The 26723-nt window shown below is 66.1% G+C and carries 22 protein-coding genes; 11 read left to right on the top strand and 11 right to left on the bottom strand.

Annotated features, from left to right (window positions below; genetic code table 11):
- Nucleotides 1-146 precede the first annotated feature (146 nt).
- From GRX31_RS23570 to GRX31_RS23550, 5 genes are all read right to left on the bottom strand, one after another.
- Nucleotides 147-1058: an O-acetylserine/cysteine exporter gene (locus GRX31_RS23570; RefSeq protein WP_013803501.1), complete on the bottom strand. Its 912-nt coding sequence runs from the start codon at nucleotides 1056-1058 to the stop codon at nucleotides 147-149.
- Between the two features lie 184 nt (nucleotides 1059-1242).
- Nucleotides 1243-1671 (bottom strand): DUF1641 domain-containing protein, encoded by a 429-nt coding sequence (locus tag GRX31_RS23565; RefSeq protein ID WP_012204259.1) that lies wholly within the window; start codon nucleotides 1669-1671, stop codon nucleotides 1243-1245.
- Between the two features lie 51 nt (nucleotides 1672-1722).
- A complete protein-coding gene (locus tag GRX31_RS23560) occupies nucleotides 1723-2913 on the bottom strand; it encodes an NAD(P)/FAD-dependent oxidoreductase (protein ID WP_043791050.1) in 1191 nt (396 codons plus the stop codon).
- Between the two features lie 78 nt (nucleotides 2914-2991).
- A complete protein-coding gene (locus tag GRX31_RS23555; RefSeq protein WP_337193978.1) occupies nucleotides 2992-3549 on the bottom strand; it encodes a TetR/AcrR family transcriptional regulator in 558 nt (185 codons plus the stop codon).
- Between the two features lie 129 nt (nucleotides 3550-3678).
- Entirely contained in the window at nucleotides 3679-4647 is a 969-nt protein-coding gene (locus GRX31_RS23550; RefSeq protein ID WP_016449747.1) for a helix-turn-helix transcriptional regulator, read from the bottom strand.
- Nucleotides 4648-4823: 176 nt separating this feature from the next.
- On the opposite strand from GRX31_RS23550, the gene GRX31_RS23545 reads away from it, so the two are divergent.
- The 3 genes from GRX31_RS23545 to GRX31_RS23535 all read left to right on the top strand — a co-directional run bounded on the left by GRX31_RS23545 (nucleotide 4824) and on the right by GRX31_RS23535 (nucleotide 8272).
- Entirely contained in the window at nucleotides 4824-6488 is a 1665-nt protein-coding gene (locus tag GRX31_RS23545) for a hypothetical protein (RefSeq protein WP_160855153.1), read from the top strand.
- A 201-nt stretch (nucleotides 6489-6689) separates the two neighbouring features.
- Nucleotides 6690-7493, top strand: a complete 804-nt coding sequence (locus GRX31_RS23540) for a PhzF family phenazine biosynthesis protein (protein WP_160855151.1) — start codon at nucleotides 6690-6692, stop codon at nucleotides 7491-7493.
- Between the two features lie 38 nt (nucleotides 7494-7531).
- The gene (locus GRX31_RS23535; protein WP_034399783.1) at nucleotides 7532-8272 is read left to right on the top strand and encodes an SOS response-associated peptidase; all 741 of its coding nucleotides are present in this window, start codon (nucleotides 7532-7534) and stop codon (nucleotides 8270-8272) included.
- Nucleotides 8273-8290: 18 nt separating this feature from the next.
- On the opposite strand, the gene blaOXA is transcribed toward GRX31_RS23535, so the two are convergent.
- A complete protein-coding gene (gene blaOXA / locus GRX31_RS23530) occupies nucleotides 8291-9091 on the bottom strand; it encodes a class D beta-lactamase (protein ID WP_272918453.1) in 801 nt (266 codons plus the stop codon).
- Between the two features lie 229 nt (nucleotides 9092-9320).
- Here blaOXA and GRX31_RS23525 point away from each other — a divergent pair, with 229 nt between their 5' ends.
- Both GRX31_RS23525 and GRX31_RS23520 read left to right on the top strand, forming a co-directional pair.
- Complete coding sequence (locus tag GRX31_RS23525; RefSeq protein WP_160855150.1) at nucleotides 9321-10652, top strand: ammonium transporter; 1332 nt, start codon at nucleotides 9321-9323, stop codon at nucleotides 10650-10652.
- 61 nt (nucleotides 10653-10713) lie between these two features.
- Nucleotides 10714-11022, top strand: a complete 309-nt coding sequence (locus tag GRX31_RS23520; RefSeq protein ID WP_016449753.1) for a hypothetical protein — start codon at nucleotides 10714-10716, stop codon at nucleotides 11020-11022.
- Nucleotides 11023-11047: 25 nt separating this feature from the next.
- Here GRX31_RS23520 and GRX31_RS23515 read toward each other — a convergent pair whose 3' ends face one another.
- From GRX31_RS23515 to GRX31_RS23505, 3 genes are read right to left on the bottom strand one after another with little or no spacing between them, the layout of a single operon-like run.
- Complete coding sequence (locus tag GRX31_RS23515) at nucleotides 11048-12676, bottom strand: SpoVR family protein (RefSeq protein ID WP_160855149.1); 1629 nt, start codon at nucleotides 12674-12676, stop codon at nucleotides 11048-11050.
- Nucleotides 12673-13941 (bottom strand): YeaH/YhbH family protein, encoded by a 1269-nt coding sequence (locus GRX31_RS23510; protein WP_016449755.1) that lies wholly within the window; start codon nucleotides 13939-13941, stop codon nucleotides 12673-12675. Before GRX31_RS23510 ends, GRX31_RS23515 begins: the two co-directional genes overlap by 4 nt.
- 46 nt (nucleotides 13942-13987) lie before the next feature.
- Nucleotides 13988-15910 (bottom strand): PrkA family serine protein kinase, encoded by a 1923-nt coding sequence (locus tag GRX31_RS23505; protein ID WP_016449756.1) that lies wholly within the window; start codon nucleotides 15908-15910, stop codon nucleotides 13988-13990.
- A 372-nt stretch (nucleotides 15911-16282) separates the two neighbouring features.
- Between GRX31_RS23505 and GRX31_RS23500 the strand changes: the two genes are divergently transcribed.
- The 3 genes from GRX31_RS23500 (at nucleotide 16283) to GRX31_RS23490 (ending at nucleotide 20934) form a co-directional block, all read left to right on the top strand.
- Nucleotides 16283-19636: a mechanosensitive ion channel domain-containing protein gene (locus tag GRX31_RS23500; protein ID WP_160855148.1), complete on the top strand. Its 3354-nt coding sequence runs from the start codon at nucleotides 16283-16285 to the stop codon at nucleotides 19634-19636.
- A gap of 208 nt (nucleotides 19637-19844) precedes the next feature.
- Nucleotides 19845-20426, top strand: a complete 582-nt coding sequence (locus GRX31_RS23495; RefSeq protein ID WP_151019985.1) for a hypothetical protein — start codon at nucleotides 19845-19847, stop codon at nucleotides 20424-20426.
- Complete coding sequence (locus GRX31_RS23490; RefSeq protein ID WP_016453827.1) at nucleotides 20389-20934, top strand: hypothetical protein; 546 nt, start codon at nucleotides 20389-20391, stop codon at nucleotides 20932-20934. Before GRX31_RS23495 ends, GRX31_RS23490 begins: the two co-directional genes overlap by 38 nt.
- Before the next feature lie 8 nt (nucleotides 20935-20942).
- Here GRX31_RS23490 and GRX31_RS23485 read toward each other — a convergent pair whose 3' ends face one another.
- Complete coding sequence (locus GRX31_RS23485) at nucleotides 20943-22691, bottom strand: methyl-accepting chemotaxis protein (protein WP_160855147.1); 1749 nt, start codon at nucleotides 22689-22691, stop codon at nucleotides 20943-20945.
- A gap of 358 nt (nucleotides 22692-23049) precedes the next feature.
- Between GRX31_RS23485 and GRX31_RS23480 the strand changes: the two genes are divergently transcribed.
- Complete coding sequence (locus GRX31_RS23480) at nucleotides 23050-23889, top strand: fumarylacetoacetate hydrolase family protein (RefSeq protein ID WP_016449650.1); 840 nt, start codon at nucleotides 23050-23052, stop codon at nucleotides 23887-23889.
- Between the two features lie 54 nt (nucleotides 23890-23943).
- Here GRX31_RS23480 and pmbA read toward each other — a convergent pair whose 3' ends face one another.
- Nucleotides 23944-25353, bottom strand: coding sequence for a metalloprotease PmbA (pmbA, locus tag GRX31_RS23475; RefSeq protein ID WP_133073267.1), 1410 nt, complete (start codon nucleotides 25351-25353; stop codon nucleotides 23944-23946).
- 66 nt (nucleotides 25354-25419) lie between these two features.
- On the opposite strand from pmbA, the gene yjgA reads away from it, so the two are divergent.
- Together yjgA and mog are read left to right on the top strand one after the other, a co-directional pair.
- Entirely contained in the window at nucleotides 25420-26097 is a 678-nt protein-coding gene (gene yjgA, locus GRX31_RS23470; protein WP_160855146.1) for a ribosome biogenesis factor YjgA, read from the top strand.
- Nucleotides 26090-26695: a molybdopterin adenylyltransferase gene (mog, locus tag GRX31_RS23465; protein ID WP_047325804.1), complete on the top strand. Its 606-nt coding sequence runs from the start codon at nucleotides 26090-26092 to the stop codon at nucleotides 26693-26695. The genes yjgA and mog overlap by 8 nt, the downstream gene beginning before the upstream one ends.
- The last annotated feature ends 28 nt before the right edge of the window (nucleotides 26696-26723 follow it).

The raw sequence follows: 26723 nt of genomic DNA, 5'->3' as shown, positions 1-26723 counted from the left end.
CGGCGCCGGGCGTTGGCCGCGCGCCTGAAGCACGCCGCCTTTCAAAGAGCGGGAATGATAATGATTTTTATTACCCGAGTCATTTAAAGAAATGCAAAGCCGGCCTGCTGCCACCGGCCCCGACCATCCCCCTGGCGCCTGTTCCCCTATCGCGCCCGCCCCGCCAGCCAGCGCCCGCCGAACTGGTTGATCACCATGCCCGCCAGCACGGCCAGCGTGCCCATCCACTGCATGAAGGTGGGCCGCTCGCCCAGCAGCAGCATGGCCGAGACCAGGCCTACCACGGGCACCATCAGAGACAGCGGCGCCACCGTGCCGGCCGCATAGCGCTGCAGCAGGCGCGTCCACAGGCCGTAGCCCAGCAGCGTGGCCAGCAGCGCCAGGTACAGGATGGAGGCCACGGCGGTCAGGTCGATCCCCGCCAGTTGCTGCACGACCGTATCCGCGCCATCGGTCCAGACGGCCAGGGCCATCAGCGGCGCAATGGGGAAGATGCTGCTCCAGACGATGAAGGGGAAAGGCTCGTAGGGGCCGCTGCGCGCCGCATAGCGCGTGATCATGTTGGACACGGCCCACATGCAGGCTGCGCCCACGGTCAGCAAAAAGCCGGCCAGCGTCATGGCGTTGTCGCCCTCGCCATGGGCGCTGCCAATGGCAACCAGCCCGCCCAGCGATACCACCAGGCCCAGCCAATGCCACAGGCGCGCGGGCTCGCCCAGCAGGAAGGCGGCCAGCAGCAGCGTGACGAAGGCCTGCGTCTGCAGCACCACCGAGGCCATGCCCGCCGGCATGCCCAGCTTCAGGCCCAGGAACAGCATGCCGAACTGGCCCACGCCCTGCACCAGCCCATAGGCGGCCAGATAGCGCCAGCCCACCGACTTGGGCGGGCGCACGAACAGCAAAAAGGGCAGCGACGCCACCACGAAGCGCAGCGCGCTCAGCAGCATGGGCGACAGCGTCAGCAGACCGAACTTCATGGCCACGAAGTTGGTGCCCCAGATCAGGATGACCAGCAGCGCACGCGCCCAGTCGCCACGGCTCAGGTGCTGCGCGGTCATGCCCTGCCCTCGGTGCGGCGGGGCCTGCAATGGTCAGGGACAGCGGCCGGCAGCACCGGCAAGGAACAGGAGGAAGGCATGGCGGGCAATGGGCAAAAAGAAAAGGGGCGGATCACATCCGCCCCCGGCGTTTGTACCACCGCCGCCCGTGCGCTGCCGGGCGGCCGTGGCTCGGCCCTGCGTTTCAGTCCGCCGCGTAGTCGATGGGATCGTGGGCATGCTGGCGCCCCAGCGCGCCGGCCATGGCCAGCATGAAGGCCAGGCCGCGCCGCACATCGGGCTCGCGTGCCATGCGCATCAGGCCGATCAGGGTGGGCGTTTCCTCCATGGCCTGCACCTGGGCCGCCGCCATGCGCGCGGCATTGCCCGCGGCCCAGGCCCCGCCCACGCCATCCTCGAAGGCCTTGGCGACCTTCTCGACCATGTAGTCGTCTGCCATGTCCACCAGGTCCGCCGTGGCCGACAGCAGATCGACCACGCGGTTCAGGCGCCGGCCCGCCAGCAGCGGCTCCAGCTTGCCCATCAGTTCGGCCAGCCCCTGCAGCGCGGCGTCGTCCTGCAGCAGGCCGCCGGCGGCGGGCTGCGCCACGGGAATGTCGGAAGCGATGTTCATCTCGGTGCTCCTTGTCTTCGTGCTTGGAATGACAATGCAAAGGCCCTGGCCTCAGACCAGGGCGCGGGCCACGGCCCAGTACATGCCGCGGTTGAAGCCCTTGCGCATCATCGAGCCGACCTTGGTCGGCGGCGTGGGCTTGACGTCGACCTGGTAGTCGTACCAAAGCGGCATGCCGCCGTCCAGGCCCATCTGGGCGATGGCTACCACGCGCCCGTCGTAGGCATCGCTGGTGCGGCCGAAGCGGATCTGCGAGGCGATGTTGTTCACCACCACGGGCGACTGGTTGTGGCAGGCGCCGCCGGCCTTGCTCACCGGCAGGTCCACCGTATCGCCCAGCACATAGACATGGCTCTGGCCCAGCACCTGCATGGTCTCGTGGTCGGTGGGCAGCCAGCCCTCGCCGTCCTGCGCCTGCGACAGGCCGCAGTCGCGCACGGCCTGCACGGCGCGTATGGGCGGCGTGGCCATGAGGATGTCGAAGTCCTCGGCCTGGCCCTCTTCCGAGTGGGCCACCTTGGCCTCGGGGTCCACGCGCGCCAGCGTGAAGCCGCGCTGGTGGCGAATGCCGCGCTGCTCGAACACCGTGGGCAGGATCTCGCAGGTGTCCTTCTGCAGGAACAGGCAGTTGCGCAGCAGCTGCGAGACCGTGGGATAGGTGTAGACGATCTCCACCTTGTCGCGCACGCCGCGCCGGCGCAGCAGGTCGTCCAGCATCAGCGTGGTCTCTATGGGCGCGATGCCGCACTGGTGCGGCACATTGGGCGTCTTGGGAAAGGTGACGGTGACGAAGATGCGGCCCTTTTCTATGCGCGACAGCTTGTCGGCCAGCTGCCGCGCGGGCGCGTGCTGGTAGAAGTGGTCGCCGGCCTCGGCAAGGCCTTCGATGCGCTCGGGCGAGGGCACGCAGCCCGTGGAGATCACCAGATGGTCGTAGCCGAAGCGCTTGCCGCTCCTGCAGTGCACGGCCTGCAGCGCAAAGTCGAAACGCTCCACCTCTTCCACCTGGAAGTCGATCTCGGGCCGCAGCAGGCCGCGCTGCCTGCGCCGCAACTCGTCGCGGAAGAAGGCATTGAAGGCCACGTACATGAAGGCAGGCTTGTAGTAGTGCCAGGGCGAATTCGACAGCATGGTGATGCGCACCTTGCCCGTGACCACCTCCGGATACAGCTTGCTGACCAGGTGGTTGGCGGTCATGGTGCCGCCAATGCCCCCTCCGATGATCAAGATGTGATGCGCCATCCCTGCTACTCCTTGTGCTTTCGCCTCAGTGGAACAACCGCTGGCGCCGCACGGCGCCAGCGCCGGAAAATGCGCCGCTCAGTCAGGCTTGAGCGATCGCCACACCCCGTCCCAGAGCGCGTCGAACAGGGGCTCTATGGGCGTGTCGATGATGCCGTCCAGCCGCAGGCAGATCATGCGGATCGCGCTGCCATACATCAGGCTGGCCGCCACCATGGGCTCCATCTGGCGGATCTCGCCATCGGTCATGCCGGCGAACACGAAGCCGCGCATGCGCACGAAGGCCGAGGCCGAGCAGATGGCCTGCTCGTCGGGCAGAAACTCGCGGTGGCGCGCATTGACCACGAAGCCCATGGCCTCGGGCTCGGCCTCGGCCTCGGCCAGCCCGAACAGCATGCGCAGCACCTCGCGGCAGCGCTGGGCGCTGCCCGCGTGCCGCTCCTCGATATCGTCGAGCAGCACATTCATGCGCGCCAGCAAATGCCGGTACAGCTCGCGCGCAATGCCTTCCTTGTCGGCAAAGTGGTTGTAGAAGAAACCGATGGACACGCCGGCCTCGGCGCACAGGTCCTGTATCGAGGTATTGAAGAAGCCCCGCTCCACGAACAGCCTGAGCGCCACGCGCAGCGTCTGCACATGGCGCGAACCCGCATGCGGGAAGAAGGTCCAGGCCTCGTCTTGTATGGGAAATGATCGTAGAACGAATCTTCATTCTATTTTCACAAGCACGTGCAAACTACACCAGGGTTTTCCTGGACCTTGGCCTCAATCCATCAGCCGGAGTGCCTCGGCAAGCGATGCCACGTTGGCGATGCCCAGCTTTTCGTAGATGGAGCGGATCTGATTGCGCACCGTGGCAGGAGCACGCTGGAGTTGGACTGCAATCTGCTTGTGGGTCAGGCCCCGGACCACAAGCCGGGCAACCGTGGCTTCGCGGGGGGACAGCCCGTCGGCTGCGCACCGGGGGCGCGCTCGCAACCACAGCAGACCGTGCTGCGTGAACAGCGTGATGACCAGGGTGTGGGCCACCAGACGATGGGCGCCGCCCTGTGCCGCAGTCTGCACGGCCGCAGGCAGGCGAGGACCTTGCCAGCCCGGCCATTCGGCGCGCAAGGCGTGCTCGAAGACGACGTCCATGTGGTGGATGATGCCGCGCGGGTCTGCCAGTGCCGAGCCCAACCGATCACGGGCCAGGCCCTGCCGAAGCTGCCCCAGATGCGTGAGGCGGTTGAGTTCCAGCGCCTGCTGCACATGGGGCAGCAGAGCGGCCAGCAGTTGGCGCTCGCCCTCGGTGCAATGCGCATCCGTGCGGGCGCGAAACAGCGTGAGCCAGCGCGTGTAAAGAGTGCTCGGGTTCAGCATCCCGCCGATGAAGAAGTGCGACTGCTCGAAGCGCCTGCCGTAGTCGCGCAGCGCCCCCTGATGCCGGCCACTGAACCAGGTCCTCGCTTCGAAGGCCAGCGTCTCGCTGGGATGCATGGTGACGGCCTGCGCCGCCGTGTCCAGGTGCTTGACCTCTTCATAGGCCTGCAGCATTTCGGGCGGCTGCCGGTGAAGGTGGATGGTGTGGATATCGATGCCGGCCGCCGTCATGGTGGCCGAGCCCCACATGGCCGAGTCGAAGGGCAGCACGGGTTTGAGCAGGTCCAGCGCCTGGTCCTGGAAATGTTCGACAGGCTGCTCGTGCGATAGCCGGTAGAGGTTCAGCAGCAGGTGGTTGTATGCAGCGTCCATGGCGGCTTGCCTGCCTCTCTTCGATACGTTGAGATCGACTGCACGGGCGGGTGTTGCGCGAGCCGTGCCCTCTTGCCCCACCCCGGCAGCGCTTCAGGATAGTGCAATTGCATCATTTTGTTTGTTGCGTGTCACACATAGAGTTGGCTTGCCACCCACATTCCTGTACCGACACCATGCAAATCCACCCCAGTGCATCCACTTCCTTTCCCGCCGTGCGCCCTTTGCTGCTGTGCGGCCTTGTTGCAAGCCTCTATGCCTGTGGAGGAGGCAGCGGCGGCACCGACAGCGGCGGGGGCACCGGCGGCGGCACCGTGACACAGCCGGCCATCACGCTGTCAGGCACCGTCGCCATCGACCAGGCCGTGCGCAACGCTGCAGTCTGCGTGGATCTGAACGCCAATGCAGCCTGCGACACGGGCGAGCCCAGCGCAGCGGCCACCGGCAGTGACGGCAAGTTCAGCCTGACCTATCAACCCGGCGATGCGGCAGCCACCGCTGCCTTCAACCAGGCTCCCGTGCTGGCTCGCATCACACCCGAATCCGTGGACGCTGCGGACCCCACCAGCACCGCCACAGCCAAGGCGTTCGTGCTGTCTGCACCGGCTGGCAAATCCGCGCAGATCAATCCACTGACCAGCCTGGTGCAAAAGGCCATCGCGGCCGGCACGGCCAGGGAAGTGGCCGAGGCTGCAGTGGCCCGCCAGCTCGGCATCGACGCCGCCAGGATCTACGACTACCAGAGCGACGCGGCCTCCAGTGCCGCCGTGCTTGCGGATACCGCGCGCACAGCCGCCAAGGTCACCGCCTACGCGCTTGAGATGGGCGTGCCTATTCAGGTGACGGCACCTGGCGCAGCGGCCGTGGCATCGAACCAACTGGCGTTCCTGAACTATGGCAACGCGCAGAACTACTCCGTGCGTGAACGCAGGTCCGACGGCGTCGTCCAGGCAGACGGCTTTGCCCACCAGTTCGAGACACGCAGCGGAAAAACCAACGGTGCACCCAGTACGCAGGAAGCGCTGTTCCCGTCCGTCACGCTCACCAGCACCGGATGGACGCGCTGCGACAATTCCGTTGCGCGCCTGACGACACAGGGGGTTCCCTCGCGCACGCTGCTGTGCAACCAGTCCACCGCCTACCTGGGCTTTACCACCGCTTCGCAGGACGTCAGCGGCAAGCCCATGGCCGAAGTCATCACGCAATTGCGTGCCGGAGACACAACGCTGCAGGCCGAGGGCATCCGCCATGACCGCTCCATCGAAATGGACCCTGCCACGCTGGGCTCGGCCGTCTTCCCGCAGGGCGCACAGATGCGCACTGCACTGTCGGTGCAGTTGAACCGGTCGCCGGCCTTCATCAACAACACGGCCACGGACCGCTTCGGCTTCGCCACGCTGGAAGCCATGATTGCCGGCCGCCCGGCCAGCGCGGTGAACCTGTCGACTCCAGCCACCGTGCGCGCCTCGACAGTCGGGGCGGCGGGGCCGGTCGATGCCAACCATGTGTTGCGCGTGGCCTTCATCGATGCGGCCAACGCCCAGTTCTACAGCTGTGAGTCCACCCCTCCGACCTACAGCGATCTGGGCGCCTGCACCGTGCATTCGCAAAGCGCGTACACCCTCTCCACCTCCCAGGGCGTGCGCCTGCTGAGCTTTGCCGACTTCCCTGGCAAGACCTTCATGCAAGGCGTGACGCGGGGCTATACGGAATTCGACGGCAGCGTATTCGGCTATCGCCTGCCTGCCGCCATTGCCAGCGAAGACCAGGCGCTCAGCTATTCCACCCGGCTGAACGGCGTGGCCTGGGCTGCCATGAAAACGGTTCTGGGCATTGAGTGAGCCTTGCAGCCGGGAGCGGGCATTTCAAGCAAGGGATGGGGCGAGGCATCCCACGCGGCGCCCCGCAGCCGCGTGGGCCGGCATGCCGGGCATGCATGCCTCAGCTCCATCCTGCCGGACCGTAGAATCCGCGCGCAGCCATTGGAGACAGAGACAACAATGACGGGCTGCACACGAATCCGACCCAAAGGCCTTTTGCAAATGCAACTCCCCATCCACGTCATCGACGCATTCACATCGGAACGATTCAAGGGCAATCAGGCCGCCGTCATTCCCCTGGATGCATGGCTTGCCGATTCCACGCTGCAGGCCATTGCCGCAGAGAACAATCTTTCGGAGACCTCTTTCCTGGTCTGGAGTGGCGAGCGCGCCGCCTTCGAGATCCGCTGGTTCTCCCCCCTGACCGAGATCGCGTTCTGCGGCCATGCCACGCTGGCAAGCGCCTTCGTGCTGTTCGAGGCCGACCCGGCGCTGCGCAGCATCACGTTCTGGGCCGCCGCCGTGGGCAAGGTCACGGCCGCGCAGGAGGATGGCGGACGCATCGTCATGACCTTCCCGCGCCGCGATGCCAAGCCGCTGGATGAGGTGCCCGCCGCACTGCGCGAAGGCCTGACGCCCGCACCCACGGCCTATCTCGTGAACCAGCAGGCCTACGTGGCCGTCTACGCAACCGAAGACCAGGTGCGAGCCGTCAAGCCGGACCTGGAGCGCCTCAAATCGCTGGGCCCGCTGGACGTGGTGGTGACGGCGCCTGCGGATGCGGGCGCCTCCCATGACTTCGTCAGCCGCTATTTCTGGCCCGCCAATGGCGGCGAGGAAGATCCCGTCACGGGCTCCATCCATGCGGCGCTTGCGCCCTACTGGGCGGGCAGGCTGGGCAAGAACCGTCTGATCGGCCACCAGGCCTCTCGCCGCACGGGCACGCTGTTTTGCGAGGTGACCGATGCCAGCGTCGAGGTGGCCGGCCATTGCGCGCGTTATCTGACCGGGACCATTACCGTCTGACGCCCGACTTTGCGCTGGCACGCAGGTACCATCCGCGCATGAGTACCCACTACGAATCACTGTCGCAAGCCGACGCCTACCGCGACGCCTTCGGCGTGGAGGCGCCTGCCGCCAGCGAGCGCAACATGACACCGCGCAAGTCCGGCTTTTTCATCCGCAGCGTCGCCGTGGCCGCGGATGCCGCCACCGAACAGCAAGAACCCTCCGCTTCCGACACACCGCCCGCGCCTGCGGCACCGCCCGCACGCGAGCTGGTTGCCGCCCAATGGGGCCTGGTGCCGCACTGGGTGAAGTCGGCCTCCGATGGACGGCTGCGCGCGCTCAAGCTGGTGAATGCGCGTTCGGAGACCGTCTCCACGGCCCAGGCCTTCCGCGATGCCTGGCTCAATGGCCAGCGCTGCATCGTGCCCATGGCCGCCTTTTTCGAGGATGACTACCGCAACGGCAAGGCCCTGCCCACGCGCATCTCGCGCATCGACGGCAAGCCCATGGGCGTGGCCGGCGTGTGGGCGCAGTGGACGGGCCCGGATGGCGAGGTGCTGCTGAGCTACGCCCTGCTCACGGTCAACGCCAACAGCCATGCGCTGCTGCACCGCTACCAGCAGCCCGGCGCGGAAAAGCGCATGCCGGCGATTCTCAACGAAGGCGCCTACGACGCCTGGCTCAACGCGCGCGTGGAAAAGGCCCGCGAGTTCATGCGCCAGTACCCGTCCAACTGGCTCACCGCCAATCCGGTGGAGCGCAAGGCCGACAAGCGGCCTCCAGGCCTGATGGGCTGATGGGCCTTGTCCCGCGCGCTACGGCGCCTTGGGCAACGCGTTGATGGAGCGCAGGATGTCGCGCGTGATGGCCTGACGCTTGGGCAGGTCGGCCAGCCGGTGGGGCGTGTCCATGTTCATGGCGAAGAACACGGGGCCGGCAGGCCATTCCACCCAGCCCACCCACCAGCCGATACGGCCCGTCCAGCCGGTTTTGGCGCGCAGTATCCAGTCGGTGCCGGCCTCGTTGATCATCACGTCCTTCACCAGCCGCTGGTGTTCCACCGGCAATGGCAGCCGATTGCGGTACAGCTGCTGCAGGAAGGCCACCTGCTCCAGCGCCGAGATGGCCAGGTCGCCCTCCACCCAGAAAGGCGCCTCGCCCGTGGCCAGCGCATTGCCGTAGTCGATCTTGCGCATGTAGGCAGCCTCGCGCGCGCTGCCCAGTTCCCCGGCAAAGCGTTCGTACACCCAGACGGTGGAGTTGCGCATGGCCGAGCGCAGGTCCTGATCGGCATTCCAGGCCGGCAACTGGCGCTTCACGCCATCCCAGGCAATGCGCTGGAATTCATCCCGCACCAGCCCGGCGTCCAGCGCGAACAGGCTGTGCGGGATCTTGAAGGTGGAAGCGGGCGAGTAGCGCCTCACCGCGCGTTCACGGTTGTGGACGTAGACGGCTTCGGCCGGGCCTCTGGCATCGACCACGACGATGCTGCCATCAACCTTGGCATCGGCAAAAAAGCGGGCCCACTCGGGCCTGTCCTGCAGTTCGGTAGCCGCCAGCGCCGCCTGTGACAGACAGGCGAGCAGCGCGGCGCACATCAGATTTCTTCGATTCATGCCGGCAGTTTAAGAGCTGCACCACCGCACGCCGATGGTGCACCGCCCGCCCGGCTGCCCTGTTTTGACTCGCGGTTTTCCCGTTTTGGTGTTCCGGCTGCATCGCACGGCCCCCAAGGGCCCCGTCTGCGCTGGCACGACTTGTGCAAGGCCGCTGCAGGCCGGCCAATGCAGCCATGGCGGCAACGGCAGACGGCCCCATGACCACAACAAACAAGGGAGTCATTGCATGCACAGGTGCGCACGGGCATTGAGAACATTGGTGGCGGGAGGATGGGTTGCGGTCCTGGGTGCGGCGCAGGCGGCCGAGCAGGCGATCACGCGGCCTTCGCTGGTGGCGGTGGAATCCATCAGCGCCGTGGACACGGTCTGGCTGATGACGGCCACGGTGCTGGTGCTGCTGATGACGCTGCCCGGCATTGCGCTGTTCTATGCGGGCATGGTGCGCCGCAAGAACGTGCTCAACACCATGGCCAGCGTGGTGGCGATTGCCTGCCTGGTCAGCATTCTGTGGTTCGCACTGGGCTATTCGCTGGCCTTCACGCCCGGCAATGCGTGGATAGGCGGTGATTCGCGCGCCTGGTTCGCGGGGCTGGATTTCAACGCCGCCAAGGGCCTGGTGGCCGTGAGCCACCTGGCGCCGCACGTGCCCGAAGCAGCCTATGCCATGTTCCAGCTGGCCTTTGCCGTGATCACCGCCGCCTTGCTGGTGGGCGCCTGGGTGGAGCGCATGCGCTTCGGTGCCATGCTGATCTTCGTGGGCCTGTGGAGCCTGCTGGTCTATGCACCGGTGGCGCACTGGGTGTGGGAGCCGGGCGGCTGGCTGGCGCGCATGGGCGCGCTGGACTTTGCCGGGGGCACCGTGGTGCATGTGAACGCGGGCGTGGCCGGGCTGGTCTGCGCCTGGTTCCTGCGGCCGCGCCGCGGCTACGGGCACGAGCCCTTCGAGCCCTACAACCTGGCCCTGACCATGATGGGCGCGGCCCTGCTGTGGATGGGCTGGTTCGGCTTCAACGCCGGCTCATCGCTGGCCGGGGACAGCCGCGCGGCGCTGGCGCTGGCCGTCACCCACATTGCCGCCAGCGCGGGCGCCCTGGCCTGGTCGCTGGCCGAGTACGTGGTACGCGGCAAGGCCACGCTGCTGGGCCTGTGCTCGGGGCTGGTCGGCGGCCTGGTGGCGATCACGCCGGCAGCCGGTTTCGTGACGCCGCTGTCGGCGCTGTGCATCGGCCTGATCGCCGGTGTCGCCTGCTATTGGGGCGCAACGGGGCTCAAGCGGCTGCTGGGCGCGGACGATTCGCTGGATGTGTTTGGCGTGCATGGCGTGGGCGGCATCGTGGGATCGCTGCTGACCGGCGTGTTTGCCAGCCCGCAGATCGGCGGCGTGCAGGCCAGCGTGCTCACCCAGGCGGTGAGCGTGCTGGCCGTGGCCTTGTTCACGCTGGTGGCCACGGCGGCGCTGCTGTGGCTGCTGGACATGCTGATCGGCCTGCGCGTGGATGAGGAAAGCGAACTGCAGGGCCTGGACCTGGCGCTGCACCGCGAACGCCTGAGTGGATGAACGGCCGAGCCGCAAAGCGGCCCGGCGCCCGATGATCGTCAAACCGAAGGAGTGCCACTACATGCCCGAAAGCGAACTCCTGGCCATCGCCGCGCACCTGCATGTGCTGCTGCGCAGAAGCTGCGGCCGCGTGACCGATACCGAATGGCTGGCGGCCAATGCCGAGTACGCCGCCGAAATCATCCGCTTCGCACGGGAGCAGGAAGGGGCGCGCAGCACGCCCGAACTGGTGGAATGGACCCATCGCTTCGAAGCGGCCTGGAATGCCGCGCTGGCCGGGCCCGCCGAGCGCTCGCCGCTCATGCAGCGCGCCGGCGAGCTGATGCGCCAGCGTGCGGAAAACCGCAAGTACGTGGGCACGCTGCGCTAGGGCCTGGCTGGCTCAGGCAGGAGGATCAGGCCGGTGGAGCGGGCACCGAGTGCAGCAGCACGGGCGCGTCGCCATCGCCGTTGACGCTTTCCAGCTGCACGCCAAAACCCCACAGGCGCGCTGCGTGCTTGAGCACTTCCAGCGCATCGTCGGACAGCGGCCGGCCCTGGTAGCGGGTGTGGCGCAGGGTGAGGCAGCGGTCGCCGCGCAGATTGACGTTCCAGACCTGGATATTGGGCTCGCGCGCGCCCAGGTCGTATTGCTGCGACAGCGTCTGGCGCAGGGTGCGGTAGCCGTCGTCGTCATGGATGGCGCTGACCAGCAGCTCGCGTTCGCTGGCGTCGTCATGGATGGCGAACAGGCGCATGTCGCGCATCAGCTGTGGGCTCAGGTACTGGCCGACAAAGCTCTCGTCCTTGAAGTTCTGCATGGCATGGTGCAGCGCCGGCAGCCAGGGCGTGCCGGCCAGGTCGGGGAACCAGCAGCGGTCTTCCTCGGTGGGGTCCTGGCAGATGCGGCGGATGTCGCGGTACATGGCAAAGCCCAGCGCATAGGGATTGATGCCGCTGTAGGCGCGGTGACCGGCCGGGGGCTGGTAGATGACATTGGTGTGGGAGGACAGCCATTCGATCATCACGCCGTCGGTCAGCCAGCCTTCGTCGTACAGGGTGTTGAGCAGGGTGTAGTGCCAGAACGTCGCCCAGCCCTCGTTCATCACCTGGGTCTGGCGCTGCGGGTAGAAGTACTGGGCGATCTTGCGCACGATGCGCACGATCTCGCGCTGCCAGGGCTCCAGCAGCGGGGCGTTCTTCTCGATGAAGTACAGCAGGTTTTCCTCCGGCTCCTTGGGAAAGCGCTCGCTGTGCTGGGCCGCGCTGTCCTTGCCCGGGCGGGCCGGCAGGGTGCGCCACAGCTCGTTGACCTGCTGCTGGGCATAGGCCTCGCGCTGCTCGCGCTCGGCCCGCTCGCGCGCCAGGCTTTTCTTGGAGGGGCGGCGGTAGCGGTCCACGCCCAGGTTGGACAGGGCATGGCAGGAGTCCAGCCATTGCTCCACCGTCGTCAGGCCGTGGCGCTCCTCGCACTGGGTGATGAAGTCGCGCGCATAGACCAGATAGTCGATGATGCTGCCGGCATCCGTCCACATGCCGAACAGGTAGTTGTTCTTGAAGAAGCTGTTGTGGCCGTACGCCGCATGGGCGATCACCAGGGCCTGCATGGCCGTGGTGTTCTCCTCCATCAGATAGCTGATGCAGGGATTGGAGTTGATGACGATCTCGTAGGCCAGGCCCATGTGGCCGCGCCGGTAGCGCCGCTCGGTCGCCATGTATTCCTTGCCGTAGCTCCAGTGGCGGTAGCCCACGGGCATGCCCACGCTGGCGTAGGCGTCCATCATCTGCTCGGCCGAGATCACTTCCAGCTGGTTGGGATAGGTGTCAAGGCCGTAGCGTTCGGCGGCGGCCGCAATCGCTGCGTGATAGCGTTCGATGAGCTCGAAGGTCCAGTCGCTGGGATCGGGCAGAGGCTCGGCCGGCCGCTCCCCCGCCGGCAGCGGCGCGGAGGGCACGATGCGCTGGGCCCGTTCGCTGGCCAGATGGGATTTCCACTGCGGCGTGGCATGGCGGGGCGCCAGCACGGGATAGTGAGAGAGGTTCATACCGATACCCCCTCTTTCTTGAACAGGTCGCGGAACACGGGGTAGATCTCGCTGGCGTCCGACACCTTGCGCATGGCGAAGTGCGAGAACAGCGGCAGCACCTGGCTGTACTCCTGCCACAGGCTCTGCTCTTCCTGCACCACCTGCACATAGGCGAAGTAGCGCACCAGCGGCAGGATCTTGTCGACCAGCAGGTTGCGGCAGTTGGAGCCGTCGTCGCCGAAGTTGTCGCCATCGCTGGCCTGGGCCACGTAGATGTTCCAGTCCCCGGACGGGTAGCGCGCGCGGATGATCTGGTCCAGCAGCACCAGCGCACTACTGACCACCGTGCCGCCGCTTTCCTGGGAGTGGAAGAACTCGTCCTCGCTGACCTCGGCCGCCTGCGTGTGGTGGCGGATGAAGACGATGTCGATCTTCTCGTAGTGCCGCGTCAGGAACAGGTACAGCAGGATGAAGAAGCGCTTGGCCAGGTCCTTGCGGTCCTGGTCCATGGAGCCGGACACATCCATCACGCAGAACATCACGGCCTGGCTGATGGGCGCAGGCACGCGCGTGCGGTTGCGAAACCGCAGGTCGATGGGGTCGAGAAAGGCCACCGTGCCCATGCGCAGCTTCAGCGCATCGATGCGCTGCTGCAGCTCGGCCGCCGCCTCGCTGGTGCCATCGTCCTGCGCCAGCAGCGCTTGCAGCTGCTCCTCCAGTGCCTTGAGTTCACGGTGCGGCGCCTTGGTCAGCGCAATGCGCCGGCCCAGGGCGCCGCGCATGGTGCGCAGCAGGGCCAGGTTGTGCGGCGTGCCGTCGTGGCTGTATCCGGCGCGGCGCGTCTTGTACTGCATGGTGTTGCCGATGTGGGTGCGCAGCAGGCGCGGCAGGGCCAGGTCTTCAAAGAACAGTTCCATGAACTCTTCCTTGGTCAGGGTGAAGGTGAAGTCGTCCTCGCCCTCGCCGCTGTCGCTGGCCTGGGAGCCGCCGCCGCCTGCGCCGCCCTGCGGCCGGGCAATGCGGTCGCCGCGCACATGCTCGGTGTTGCCCGGGTGCACCGTGTCATGGACGCCGCCCTGCCCATGGTGGAACACGGGCTCGCGGATGTCCTTGCGCGGGATGGAGACGCTCTCGGACTCCTCCATGTGGCGAATGCCGCGCTTGTCCACCGCGCGGCGCACCGCCTCGGCGATCTGCGCCTTGTAGCGGCGCACGAAGCGCTCGCGGTTGCCCACCGACTTGTTCTTGCCGGCCAGCCTGCGATCGATGATTTGCAATGCCATCTGTTCCCCCCAGCCCGGGCGCGCCGAAGGGCGGCGCACCCACCCGTCAGTTGCTCTTGCGAACGCGCAGATACCACTCGCACAGCAGGCGCACCTGCTTGGACGTATAGCCCTTGGCCTCCATGCGGGTGACAAAGTCCTCGTGCTTGCGGGCATCCTCGGCACTGGCCTTGGCGTTGAAGCTGATCACGGGCAGCAGCTCCTCGGTATTGGAGAACATCTTCTTCTCGATCACCACGCGCAGCTTCTCGTAGCTGGTCCAGCTGGGGTTCTTGCCCTGGTTGTTGGCCCGCGCGCGCAGCACGAAGTTGACGATCTCGTTGCGGAAGTCCTTGGCATTGGCGATGCCCGCGGGCTTCTCGACCTTCTCCATCTCGGCGTTGAGCGCGTTGCGGTCGAAGGCCTCGCCGGTATCGTTGTCGCGGTACTCGCTGTCCTGTATCCAGTAGTCGGCGTAGGTGACGTAGCGGTCGAAGATGTTCTGGCCGTACTCGCTGTAGCTCTCCAGATAGGCCGTCTGGATTTCCTTGCCGATGAACTCGGCATAGTGCGGCGACAGGTATTCCTTGATGTAGCTGGTGTACTTGGTCTCCAGCTCGGCAGGGAACTGCTCGCGCTCGATCTGCTGCTCCAGCACATACATGAGGTGCACCGGGTTGGCCGCCACCTCGGTGCTGTCGTAGTTGAAGACCTTGGACAGGATCTTGAACGCGAAGCGCGTGGAGATGCCCGACATGCCCTCGTCCACGCCCGCATAGTCGCGATACTCCTGGAAGCTCTTGGCGCGCGGGTCCGTGTCCTTGAGGCTCTCGCCGTCATAGACCTGCATCTTGCTGAAGATGCTGGAGTTCTCGGGCTCCTTCAGCCGCGTGAGCACGGCGAACTGCGCCATCATCTTGAGCGTGCCGGGCGCGCACACGGCGCTGGCCAGCGAGGACTCGCGGATCAGCTTCTCGTAGATGCGCACCTCCTCCGACACGCGCAGGCAGTACGGCACCTTGACGATGTAGACGCGGTCCAGGAAGGCCTCGTTGTTGCGGTTGTTGCGGAAGGCCTTCCACTCGCTCTCGTTGCTGTGGGCCAGCACCATGCCGTCGAAGGGAATGGCGCCAAAGCCTTCCGTGCCCTTGTAGTTGCTCTCCTGCGTGGCCGTCAGCAGCGGGTGCAGCACCTTGATGGGCGCCTTGAACATTTCCACGAACTCCAGCAGGCCCTGGTTGGCCAGGCACAGGCCGCCCGAGTAGCTGTAGGCATCGGTGTCGTCCTGGGCAAAGTTCTCCAGCTTGCGGATGTCCACCTTGCCCACCAGGCTGGAGATGTCCTGGTTGTTCTCGTCGCCCGGCTCGGTCTTGGCAATGCCCACCTGCCTGGAGATGCTGGGATAGCGCTTGACCACGCGGAACTGGCGGATGTCGCCGCCCAGCTCCTCCAGGCGCTTGACGGCCCAGGGCGACAGCACATGGTTGAGGCAGCGCCGGGGAATGCCGAACTGCTCCTCCAGCAGCGGCCCGTCCTCCACCGGATCGAACAGGCCCAGCGGCGACTCGTTCACGGGCGAGCCCTTGAGCGCGTAGAACGGCACCTTCTGCATCAGGTATTTGAGGCGCTCGGCGATGGAGCTCTTGCCACCGCCCACGGGGCCCAGCAGATAGAGGATCTGCTTGCGCTCTTCCAGGCCCTGGGCCGCATGGCGGAAGAAGCTCACCACCTGCTCGATGGAGTCTTCCATGCCGTAGAACTCGGCGAAGGCCGGATAGCGCCGGATGACCTTGTTGGCAAACAGCCGCGACAGGCGCGGATCATTGCGCGTGTCCACCATTTCGGGTTCGCCTATGGCCGCCAGCATGCGCTGGGCGGCGCCCTCGTAGGCCATGGGATCGCGCTGGCACAGGGCGAGAAATTCGTCCAGCGACATCTCTTCTTCGCGAAGGCGAACGTAACGTGCAGCCGAGTTGCTGATGACATCCATACGACCTCTCCCGGCGGCACCCGAGGGCGAACAGTGCCGCGAAGTTGCAAGGCATTCGCTACCGTGTGGAACTGTTGTAGCACCTTGCATCCGCTTTGAATAGCTCATACGTCCCACATGTCTGCATTGCGCGCGAGGTCACAATGTCAGGTTCCTGGACTACCCCGCTTTTTGCGGCGCCGGGACAGGGGCTTGAGCCAGCCGGGCCTGCAGCAAGGCCCGTGAATACAGCGCCTCACGCTCCCACTTTTGACAAATGATAGTCCGCACTCACACAGCGGCACAGGCCCGAATTCAGAACCGATGTCTCCTGCCGACAACCCCCTACTTGCCGCCGGTCGCCCATCGCGCAAACTGGCTGCCGTCACGCCGATGCACCTGCTGTGGGCCCTGTGCCTGCTGCTGGGCCTGCTGCTCGCCCTGCTGGCACCGGGCCTGGCCAAGGCCGCACCGGCAGCAGGCCCTTTGGGTGCCTTGCAGGGCACCCTGGGCGGTGGCTCCGCGTCCGACAAGGAACGAAGCAACGCCATTCAGACCCAGCTCGATGCCGCAGCCTCGGCCACAAAGGAAGCCGATGCGCTGGCCCAGGAACTGGACCGCATGCGTGCCAGGGCACGCACGCCCGTGCCGGCCCTGCCCGCGCCGCTGAGCGACGAGCAGCTGGGCAGCCTGTTCGATCGCTGGAAGGAACGCGTTCCCGCCAACGCCAGCCAGGAAGTGCTGGAACGCCTGCTGGCCGATGAGCGCGATGCCATTGCCGCCCTCAAGGCCGGCATCGAGAAATCCGCGGCCGACCAGGCCAACCTGGTCTCGCAGCCCGGCCCGGGGCGCATCGATCTGTCCATCCTCCAACAACGCGCGCAGGAAAACGCCGAGCCCGTGACCGCCGAGCCCGGCGAAGCCCCCGACCTCACCCAGGCCCGCCAGGCAAGGCGCAGCGCAGAGCACCGCCGCGCCCTGCTGGAGCTGGCGCTGCGCCAGGAAGAGCAGTCCACCATCGAAGCCCGCCAGCGCCTGCTGGCCGCCCAGCTGCAGGCCCAGCGCCGCGAGCTGCTGGAGCGCATGCCGCGCGCCGCCTGGCTGACCCAGCGCATTGCCGAGCGCAGCCGCCAGCAACTGGAGCAGCAGGTGCAGGAGATGGAGCTGGCCGCCCAGCACGCTTCCGCCGCCGATCCCGCCATACGCGACCTGGCCCAGCGCAATGCGGCGCTGGCCGCGCAGATCCTCAAGAACTCCAATGAACTGGCGCAGGAGCGCAAGACCCTGGCCAATGACGAATATGTGCGTGACCAGTTGAGCGCCACGCTGCGCGACACCCAGGCACGCCTGCGGCTGGGCGGTGGCAGCGCGGCCGTGGGACAGTGGCTGTGGCAGCAGCGCGTGGAGCTGTCCTCCGGCAGCACCATGCAGGCCAGGCACCGGGCCGTGCAGCGCCAGCTGGCCGAGCTGCGCCTGACACTGTTCAACTCCAGCAAATGGCGCCAGAACCCCGGCGCGGACACGGCGGCGCAGGCCCCGGCCGACGCTGCGGATGCAGGCGGCGTGGCGGCACCGGAGCCGGCCGCCAACGCCACGGTATCGGCCCAGCAGACCGCTTTGCTGGCCCGGCAGGTGGCCCTCACCGACCAACTGCAGCCGGTGTTGCTGCGCCGCATCGCCGTGCTGGAGCAGACTGACGACGCACTGCGCGCGGCCCTGCGCAGCGGCAATGAGTTGCGCCAGGTGCTGGACAAGGAACTGCTGTGGTTCCCCAGCCACCGCCCCATGGACCGCACCTGGCTCAGCGAGTGGCAGGCGCTGGAGCAGGATATCGAAGGCAGCAGCTCCCCCTGGAAAACCGCGCGGGCGCTGGCCGCCAGCATCTGGAACGATCCCTGGGCCTTTGGCGCCGTCGGCCTGATCGTGGCCCTGCTGCTGGGCCTGCGCCGCTACGCGCTGCGCCAGCTGCAGTCCATCGCCGTGCGCGTGGGCGACTTCATGCGCGACCACTTCGGGCTGAGCCTGCTGGCGCTGGGCTGGAGCCTGCTCTACACCTTGCCCTGGAGCTTTGCGGCCGCGGCGCTGGGCAGCCTGCTGCAAGGCCCGGAAACCGTGGGCACGGCGCTGGAGCCGCTGGGCGCCACCCTGGTCCAGCTCAGCGATTTCATCTTCGTGGCCACCTTGCTCAACGCCCTGTTCTGCCCGGGCGGGCTGGCACTGGCCCACTTCGGCTGGCCGGCTGCTCGCGTGCAGATGCTGCGCCAGATGGTGCGCCGCGCCGCCTGGCTGATCGTGCCTGCCGAACTGCTGGGCGGCCTGGCCTTCTACAGCCATGACAACCACGCCATCAGCACCTGGGGGCGCATCTCCATCCTCATGCTGTCGCTGGGGCTGGCCTGGATGGCCTGGCTGTACTTTCGCCGTGTCATGCAGCAAAAGCGGCCCGGCATCCACTGGGGCCAGATCGTCAGCGTGGTGCTGATGCTCATGCTCAGCGCGCTGGCCGTGGGCATCGTGCTCGGCTATGTCTACACGGCCACCGAAGTCATCCAGGCCCTGATGGCCAGCTTCGTGTTCCTGGGCGCGGTCGAGGTCGTGGTCAACCTGCTGCGGCGCTGGCTGCTGCTGGGCGAGCGGCGCCTGGCGCTGAACCGGCTGCGCGAAGCCGCCAGACTGGCCCAGAGCGGCTCGGGCGTGGACACCGGCAAGGCCCCCACCGACGAAGCCACCCAGATGGCCCTGGTCACCGTGGGCGCCCAGGCGCACCGGCTGCTGGGCCTGCTGCAGCAGGTGCTGGTCGTGCTGACCCTGGTCTACGCCTGGCTGCCCGTGCTGCCTGCGCTGCTGCGCTCCGAAGGCGTGGTGCTCTGGTACACCACCAACACCGGCGCCGACGGCATCGCGCATGCCGCCCCCGTGAGCCTGATGGATGCGCTGCTGGGCGTGATGATCCTGCTGCTGACCTTCAGCTTTGCACGCAACCTGCCGGGCCTGCTGGAAGTGACGCTGTCGGCCTCCAACCGCATCAGCAGCTCCGCGCGCTACACCCTGGCCACGCTGGCGCGCTACGCCATCACCATCGCGGGCACGGTCAGCGCCTTCACGCTGCTGGGCCTGCGCTGGGGCCAGCTGCAGTGGATGGTGGCGGCGCTCACCGTGGGCCTGGGCTTCGGCCTGCAGGAGATCTTCGCCAACTTCGTCTCGGGCCTGATCCTGCTGGTGGAGCGGCCCTTCCGCGTGGGCGATGTCATCACCATCGACACCCTCACCGGCACCGTCACGCGCATCCGCACGCGGGCCACCACGGTGCTGGACTTCGACAACAAGGAAATCGTCATCCCCAACAAGACCTTCATCACGGGCCAGGTGACGAACTGGACCTTGAGCGACGACGTGACCCGCCTGGTGATCGACGTGCCCGTGGCCCACGGCAACGACCCCGAGCAGGTGCGCAACATGCTGCTGGACATTGCCAGGGAGCACCCCCAGGTGCTGCGCGAGCCCGAGCCCAACTGCTGGTTCATGGCGCTGGAAGGCAACGGCCAGCGCTTCGAGCTGCGCGCCTACGTGGGCAAGGTCGAAGACCGCCTGCCCGTGCGCCACGACCTCAACCGCCGCGTCAACGACCGGCTCAAGGACGCTGGCATTGCCGTGGCCTTCCCGCAGCTGGACCTGCATGTGCGCAACATGCCGGCAAATCCTGCGGGGCAGCCGGCGCAGCAGACACCGCCCCAGCCGGCTGCATGAGACATTGAAACCCGCCACTCTCGACCCATGGAGTGGCGGGCCATGGGCACCACGGCATTCCACCCTCAAATCACCGTGACTCATATATCCTAGGATCATTCTGAAAATTTTCCTCCCCCTTCATTTCCTCCTCCAACTGAATGGCAATCCGCACACAATCGGCATCTCACAACGATGTCTGCGGACGCTTCAAATCCTGGGAGGGGCAATGGCGGAAAGAAAATATACCAGTGCAGGAACGGATGGCTGGCTCAATGTCAGGCGCGAGCCTTCGGGCGCTATTGTTGCGCTGCCGGAGCATATTGCCACCGAGATGGAATCCAGCTCGAATGGGCGCGACCATTTCATCGTCAAGGAGGGCGTCGAAAGTGGCAACAGGTTTTCTGTGAAACAGGGATACCTCCGAAAACAGGCTCCCGCATATCGGCCTGCTGCAATCATTCAATTCATTTTGAGCCGCAAGACCCTGATCTATCCAGGGGGTCGTGTCCGAGCTTTTACAGACGACGAAAATCCTATTAAAACAGGAACGCACCCTGTTCAAATCCCAGATTTCCCACACTCAATAGGGTCTGCATATTTACATAAAACACCCTATGCCAAAAATTGGTTTTTCCTCAACAATGGAAGTGCAACTCCTTTTCGCAACGATAGATACCTGCACCCAGGGCACGAGAGTGCCGGATGCATCACCGTGGATCCGGCGCAATGGAATTCACTTTATCAATATCTAATTCTCTGCAGGAGTGGTGATGGCAAAACTGTTGGCATGGTTTCCGTGGTTCGCTAGCGCCCTGCTTCTCGCTGGATGCTATGCACAAGAAAAAAGTCCAGAAGATCTCCTGGCATCGGAAGAGGTGGGCGATGCTGACTTTGTACGCAACTGGCTTCAAACAAATCGGCATGCAGACCAAACCGCCGCGCAGAACTTCTACCAGCACGGCATGAAAGACTTTCAACGTAAAGCATGGTCTCCCGCCGCCAAATCCTTTGGAACGAGTATGCGACTCTATCCTTCCCCCGAAGCCTTGTATAGATATGTGGACGTCAAACTGCAAATGCTCGCCATGGTCAGAAAGCGAGAGGGCGATATTCAGGAAAAGCTTCCACTGGACATGAACTACGCGCTCAAGCTCTACCGTTCTGCGCTTTCGGCCAACATGGTATTGGGAACATTGTCCGAAGAGGAAAAGACGCGCATTGAAAACCATGTGAGTTGCCTACAGGCCTATGCAGCGGCTGGCCGTCCCGACATGGACTGCGAGCCGCTGCACTGGTACTACAACGCGGCCCGATGAACACAGGGTCAGAACACTTCCCAGTTCTCACCAGCGCGCTCGGCTGCAGTGCGGGGGCCAGGCACCCGCATTGCCGTGGATGTGGATCTGCTGTCGCCCCGCATGGCGGCCTGCGCCCCGGACTGGCGAGGCAAGCTGTCGGCACCTGAAGGCAGACCACGCATGCCGGAGGCCACGGCGGGCTTCGCGACAGGAGCCTGATCGGCAGGTGAGGACAGCCCATCCAGCTTGAACAGACTGACCAGATCGACCAACCTGGCAGCCTGCGCGTTCAGGCTGGCAGCAGCCGCCGCCGACTCTTCGACCAGGGCCGCATTCTGCTGCGTGACCTGGTCCAGCTGTACGACGGCGTCGCCCACCTGCGCCACACCGTCGGCCTGCTCGGCCGTGGCCGCGCCTATTTCGCCGATCAGGTCGGCAACGCGCTGCGCCTGCTGGACGATGTCCTTCATCGCGGAGCCCGTCTCGCTCACCAGGCCCGAGCCCTCGTCCACCTTGGACACGCTCTCACCTATCAGGGCCTTGATCTCCTTGGCTGCCCCCGCGCTGCGTTGGGCCAGGCTGCGCACTTCGGATGCCACCACGGCAAAGCCACGCCCCTGCTCGCCGGCCCGCGCCGCCTCCACGGCGGCATTGAGCGCCAGGATGTTGGTCTGGAAGGCAATGGAGTCGATCACGCCGATGATGTCCTCGATCTTCCGGGAACTCGCGGTGATCTGCTCCATAGTGGCTACAACGCGGTCCACGATCTTGCCGCCGCCGGTGGCGGCCTGGCTCGACGATGCGGCCAGCTGGGTGGCGGTACGCACCGTATCGGCATTGAGCTTGACGGTGGCGTTCATCTCCTCCATGGAGGCGGCGGTCTGCTCCAGATTGCTGGCCTGCTCCTCCGTGCGCTGGCTCAGGTCGGCATTGCCCGATGCGATCTGGCTGGCGCCGGTCGCGATGGATTCGCTGCTTTGCCGCACATCGGCGACCACGCGCGCCAGGCCGGCACGCATGACCTCCATGGCGTGCAGCAGGCTGGAGGTGTCTCCGGGCGCCAGTTGCACCCGCACGGACAAATCGCCCTGCGCGATCTGGCGCGCCACCCCGGCGGCATAGGAGGGCTCTCCGCCCAGCTGCTGCTTGACCGTCCTGGTGATCATCCAGGCCACCAGAGAGCCCAGCGCGGCGGCCAGCAGCGTCAGCACCAGCATGGCCACGCCGTCTTCGGCCACGCTGCGCAGGGAGCCGTCCACCGTGGCCTGCGTCTGTGCCTTCTGGTAATCGACCAGTGCCTCGACCGCATCGAAATAGGTCGTCTGCAAGGAGCGCAGGCGCCCCATGATCAGATCCCTGGCGGCATCGCCCTGGTTGGCCAGGCCCAGGTCACCGGCCTGGCGCATGGTCTCCACGAAAGGCTGGCGCGCCTGCCGTATGTCGGCAAAGAGCCGGCGCGCCTGCTCGGTCTGCAGGCGCTGGTCCAACTCCTTCATGACCAGGCCGTTCCTGGCAACCACCTCATCCAGCCGGCGGCTCTCCTCGGCCATCTGCGCCGGATCGGTGATCAGCGCCAGATTGCGCACCACCCGCGCCGACACATTGGCGTTGTCCTTGAGCGATTGCAGCCGGGCCAGATTGCCCATGCGGTCCTCGGCCAAAACACGCAACTGCTCCCCCTGATCGTGCAGCTTCATCCAGCCGAAGCCGGCCACGCACACGCAGACCACGATCACCGCAAGGAAACCCATGCCCAGCATGGTTCCCAACTTCATACGCCTCAGAAAACCCACGTCGCTCTCCCTCGAACCACCTAAGCAAACCGGCCAGACTGCTGGCACGGAAGAAACACATTCAGGAACAAATTTGACAATTTGAATCAGTCGCATCGCCTTCCCAAACCCTGCTCATCCGGTAGGACAGCGCCTTGCCGGCATGCAGGCATCGGGCTGTCAGCCGTCGTGATCGGAGGCAGTGGGCGCATGGATATCCCGCGCACCGACAAGGCCCCGTCATTCCCAGACTTCGCGAGACATTCCTCACAATGGGCGCCGGCATCTGCGCACCTGCAGCTGCTCAACAGCACCTGCAGCCGGCAGAGCGACCCACTCCAGGAACTCCAGAGGAAACTTCATGAAACTGCTGAGATTCGGCCCCGAGGGCCAGGAAAAGCCCGGCCTGCTGGATGCCGAAGGCCAGATCCGCGACCTTTCCGCCCTGTTGGACGACTACACGCCCCGCCTGCTGGGCCGCGAGGCGCTGCGGGCCCTGGCCGCCATCGACCCTGCCAGGCTGCCCCTGGTGCAAGGTCCGGTGCGCATCGGCATGCCGTGGAGCGGCATGTCCAAGTTCGTCGCCATCGGCCTGAACTACCGCGACCATGCCGAGGAAGCCGGCATGCCCCTCCCCAAGGAGCCCATCCTCTTCGCCAAATGGCCCAGCTGCGCCTGCGGCCCCGACGACGACATCCCCCTGCCCGAGGGCAGCACACGCATGGACTGGGAGGTGGAACTGGGCATCGTCATCGGCGAGCGCGCGCGCAATGTGTCCGTGGCCGATGCGCTGGAGCATGTGGCCGGCTACTGCCTTGCCAACGATGTGTCCGAGCGCGAATACCAGATCGACCGCAGCGGTGGCCAGTGGAGCAAGGGCAAGGGCTTCGACCGCTTCGGCCCCATCGGTCCCTGGCTGGTCACGCGCGACGAAGTGCCCGATCCGCAGGCCCTGCAGCTATGGCTGGATGTGAACGGGGAGCGCCGCCAGAGCGGCAGCACGCGCACCATGATCTTTGGCTGCGCCGAACTCATCAGCCACTGCAGCCGCGTGATGACGCTGGAGCCCGGCGACCTCATCATCACCGGCACGCCCCCGGGAGTCGGGATGGGCATGAAGCCGCCGCGCTATCTGAAGGCTGGCGATGTGATGGAGCTGGGGATCGAGGGGCTGGGCGTGCAGAGGCAGCGAGTGGTGTAGATCCACAAAAAAGCGGCTTCAAAAAGCCGCTTTATTTTTGAGCTGAACCAGCGCTCAGCTACCAGCCACCTTCATGCGGTTGATCAGGATAGAGCCCACGGTCTTGGCGCCGTAGTTGTAGGCATCCGCGCCCACGGCCTCGATGCCCTTGAGCATGTCCTTGAGGTTGCCGGCGATGGTGATCTCATGCACGGGGAAGGCGATTTCGCCGTTTTCCACCCAGAAGCCGCTGACGCCGCGCGAGTAGTCGCCGGTCACGTAGTTCACGCCCTGGCCCATGAGTTCGATCACGAACAGGCCCGTGCCCAGCTTCTTGAGCATGGCGGGCAGGTCGTCGCCGGCCTTGGTGCGGCGCGAGGTCATGACCAGGTTGTGCGATCCGCCGGCATTGCCGGTGGTCTTCATGCCCAGCTTGCGTGCCGAGTAGCTGGACAGGAAGTAGCCCTCGACGCGGCCGGCATCCACCACCTTGCGGGCCTGCACGCGCACGCCTTCCTCGTCGAAGGGCGAGCTGCCCTTGCCGCCGAGGATGAAGGGATCTTCCGTGATGTCGATGTGCTTGGGGAAGACGGGCTTGCCCAGCGAGTCGAGCAGGAAGGTGCTGCGGCGGTACAGCGCGCCGCCGCTGACGGCCTGCACGAAGCTGCCCAGCAGGCCCGCGGCCAGCGTGGACTCGAACAGCACCGGGCACTCGGTGGTCGGGATCTTGCGGCTGCCCAGGCGGCTCAGGGCGCGCTGGGCGGCGTAGCGGCCCACGGCTTCGGGCGAGGCCAGGTCGGCCGCGTTGCGCATGGAGCTGTACCAGGCATCGCGCTGCATCTCGCCATTGCGGCCGGGCAGCGATGCGATGGGCGCCACCGACAGGCTGTGGCGCGAGCTGGCGTAGCCGCCACGGAAACCATTGGTATGGGCGCTGAAGAAATGGCTTTGCTGGGCCGAGACGCCAGCGCCTTCGCTGTTGGTGATGCGCTTGTGCGTGCCCAGGGCAGCTTCTTCGCACTGCAGCGCCAGCTGCGCCGCAACCTCGCTGGTCAGCTCCCAGGGGTGGAACAGCTGCAGGTCGCGGTGGGTGCCGGGCGGGGCGATGTCGGCCGCATCGGGCAGGCCGGCCATGGGGTCCTCGGCGGTGAAGCGCGCGATGTCGTAGGCGGCCTGCACGGTCTGCTGGATGGCGGCATCCGAGAAGTCGGAGGTGCTGGCGTTGCCTCGGCGGTTGCCCAGGTAGACGGTCACGCCCAGCGACTTGTCGCGGTTGCGCTCCACGGTCTCCAGCGCCCCCTTGCGCACACTCACGCTCAGGCCGCAGCCCTCGGAAGCCTCGGCTCCGGCGTCGGTGGCGCCGAGCTTCTTGGCGTGGACCAGGGCACGGTCCACCAGGTCTTCAAAAAACGGTTGGCTGTAGCTGAAGCCGGAATCAGCCTGCGGTTTGGCGGTGCTTGCCGCGCGGGGACGGGGTTTTTTCATAGCGGCGGCTATGATAGCCGCCACTGCAGCGCCCTCCGCGCCGCCACTGTATTTGTCCCCTACCCCATGTCACGCAAACCCAAAAAAGGCTACTACGTCAAAGGTCACTTCGTTGCCGAAGGCAGCGAACTCGACCTGCAGCTCAAGGCCGAACTCAAAGGCACCCCCGACTCCAGCAAGACGGATCTCAAGCGCGAGTCCGACGCCTTGCAGGACCTCGGCAAGGATTTGCTGACGCTGCGCTCCGACCTGTTCAAGCGCCTGCAATTGCCCGACCAGCTGGCCGATGCCCTGGCCGAGGCCAAGCGCATCACCAATTTCGAAGGCAAGCGCCGCCAGCTGCAGTACGTCGGCAAGCTCATGCGCAAGCTGGACGAGACCGAGATCGCCGCCGTGCGCGCCGCGCTGGACGAGCAGCACAACGGATCGGCCGCCGAGAAGATGGCCCTGCATGCGGCCGAGCAATGGCGCGACCGCCTGATTGCCGAGGAATCGGCCCTGTCCATCTGGCTGGACCATTTCCCCGACACAGACACCCAGCAGCTGCGCGCCCTGATCCGCCAGGCCCGCAAGGACATGCCGGGCGCCCATGAGGCCAATGTGCAGGAATCCACCGGCCTGGCCCAGCGCAAGGGCCGTGCCTACCGCGACCTGTTCCAGCTGGTGCGCCAGCAGCTGGGCGGCACGGGCCGCGAGACAGCCGAGGACGGTGACGGCGCTGGCGAGGAAGCCGACGATGAGTGAGCCCGTCCATGACGCCGTGCGCATCGGCATCGTTTCGATCAGCGACCGTGCCAGCAGCGGCGTCTATGAGGACAAGGGCCTGCCGGCCCTGCAGGACTGGCTCACCCGCGCGCTCAGGAACCCCATCACGTTCGAGCCGCGCCTGATCCCCGACGAGCAGGCCGGCATCAGCGCCGCGCTGATCGAGCTGGTCGATGCCGGCTGCTGCCTGGTGCTGACCACGGGCGGCACCGGCCCTGCCCCGCGCGATGTCACGCCCGAAGCCACGCTGGCCGTGGCCGACAAGGAAATGCCGGGCTTTGGCGAGCAGATGCGCCAGATCAGCCTGGCCTTTGTGCCCACGGCGATCCTGTCGCGCCAGGTGGCGGTGATCCGTGGCAAGAGCCTGATCATCAACCTGCCGGGCCAGCCCAAGGCCATTGCCGAAACCCTGGAAGGTCTGAAGAACCCCGATGGCACGCAAAAGGTCAACGGCATCTTTGCGGCCGTGCCCTATTGCGTTGACCTGATCGGCGGGCCCTATCTGGAAACGGACGACAGCGTCTGCAAGGCGTTCCGCCCCAAGAGCGCAGTGCGCACCGCGCGACCTGCGGCCTGATCGCGCGGACACGGCAATCGACAAGCAG

The sequence above is a fragment of the Delftia sp. CH05 genome (assembly GCF_009827015.1).
Classification (GTDB): Bacteria; Pseudomonadota; Gammaproteobacteria; order Burkholderiales; family Burkholderiaceae_C; genus Comamonas; species Comamonas tsuruhatensis.
This window is presented reverse-complemented; position numbering and strand designations above follow the sequence as displayed.

What these genes read in the sequence shown, in the direction of transcription:
- GRX31_RS23560 (WP_043791050.1), bottom strand. Translation starts at nt 2,913, where the DNA reads ATGGCGCATCACATCTTGATCATCGGAGGGGGCATTGGCGGCACCATG.
- GRX31_RS23500 (WP_160855148.1), top strand. Translation starts at nt 16,283, where the DNA reads ATGCACCTGCTGTGGGCCCTGTGCCTGCTGCTGGGCCTGCTGCTCGCC.
- GRX31_RS23485 (WP_160855147.1), bottom strand. Translation starts at nt 22,691, where the DNA reads ATGAAGTTGGGAACCATGCTGGGCATGGGTTTCCTTGCGGTGATCGTG.
- GRX31_RS23545 (WP_160855153.1), top strand. Translation starts at nt 4,824, where the DNA reads ATGCAAATCCACCCCAGTGCATCCACTTCCTTTCCCGCCGTGCGCCCT.
- GRX31_RS23570 (WP_013803501.1), bottom strand. Translation starts at nt 1,058, where the DNA reads ATGACCGCGCAGCACCTGAGCCGTGGCGACTGGGCGCGTGCGCTGCTG.
- blaOXA (WP_272918453.1), bottom strand. Translation starts at nt 9,091, where the DNA reads ATGAATCGAAGAAATCTGATGTGCGCCGCGCTGCTCGCCTGTCTGTCA.
- GRX31_RS23525 (WP_160855150.1), top strand. Translation starts at nt 9,321, where the DNA reads ATGCACAGGTGCGCACGGGCATTGAGAACATTGGTGGCGGGAGGATGG.
- GRX31_RS23480 (WP_016449650.1), top strand. Translation starts at nt 23,050, where the DNA reads ATGAAACTGCTGAGATTCGGCCCCGAGGGCCAGGAAAAGCCCGGCCTG.
- GRX31_RS23490 (WP_016453827.1), top strand. Translation starts at nt 20,389, where the DNA reads ATGGCAAAACTGTTGGCATGGTTTCCGTGGTTCGCTAGCGCCCTGCTT.
- yjgA (WP_160855146.1), top strand. Translation starts at nt 25,420, where the DNA reads ATGTCACGCAAACCCAAAAAAGGCTACTACGTCAAAGGTCACTTCGTT.
- GRX31_RS23515 (WP_160855149.1), bottom strand. Translation starts at nt 12,676, where the DNA reads ATGAACCTCTCTCACTATCCCGTGCTGGCGCCCCGCCATGCCACGCCG.
- pmbA (WP_133073267.1), bottom strand. Translation starts at nt 25,353, where the DNA reads ATGAAAAAACCCCGTCCCCGCGCGGCAAGCACCGCCAAACCGCAGGCT.
- GRX31_RS23565 (WP_012204259.1), bottom strand. Translation starts at nt 1,671, where the DNA reads ATGAACATCGCTTCCGACATTCCCGTGGCGCAGCCCGCCGCCGGCGGC.
- GRX31_RS23520 (WP_016449753.1), top strand. Translation starts at nt 10,714, where the DNA reads ATGCCCGAAAGCGAACTCCTGGCCATCGCCGCGCACCTGCATGTGCTG.
- GRX31_RS23510 (WP_016449755.1), bottom strand. Translation starts at nt 13,941, where the DNA reads ATGGCATTGCAAATCATCGATCGCAGGCTGGCCGGCAAGAACAAGTCG.
- GRX31_RS23495 (WP_151019985.1), top strand. Translation starts at nt 19,845, where the DNA reads ATGGCGGAAAGAAAATATACCAGTGCAGGAACGGATGGCTGGCTCAAT.
- GRX31_RS23540 (WP_160855151.1), top strand. Translation starts at nt 6,690, where the DNA reads ATGCAACTCCCCATCCACGTCATCGACGCATTCACATCGGAACGATTC.
- mog (WP_047325804.1), top strand. Translation starts at nt 26,090, where the DNA reads ATGAGTGAGCCCGTCCATGACGCCGTGCGCATCGGCATCGTTTCGATC.
- GRX31_RS23505 (WP_016449756.1), bottom strand. Translation starts at nt 15,910, where the DNA reads ATGGATGTCATCAGCAACTCGGCTGCACGTTACGTTCGCCTTCGCGAA.
- GRX31_RS23550 (WP_016449747.1), bottom strand. Translation starts at nt 4,647, where the DNA reads ATGGACGCTGCATACAACCACCTGCTGCTGAACCTCTACCGGCTATCG.
- GRX31_RS23535 (WP_034399783.1), top strand. Translation starts at nt 7,532, where the DNA reads ATGAGTACCCACTACGAATCACTGTCGCAAGCCGACGCCTACCGCGAC.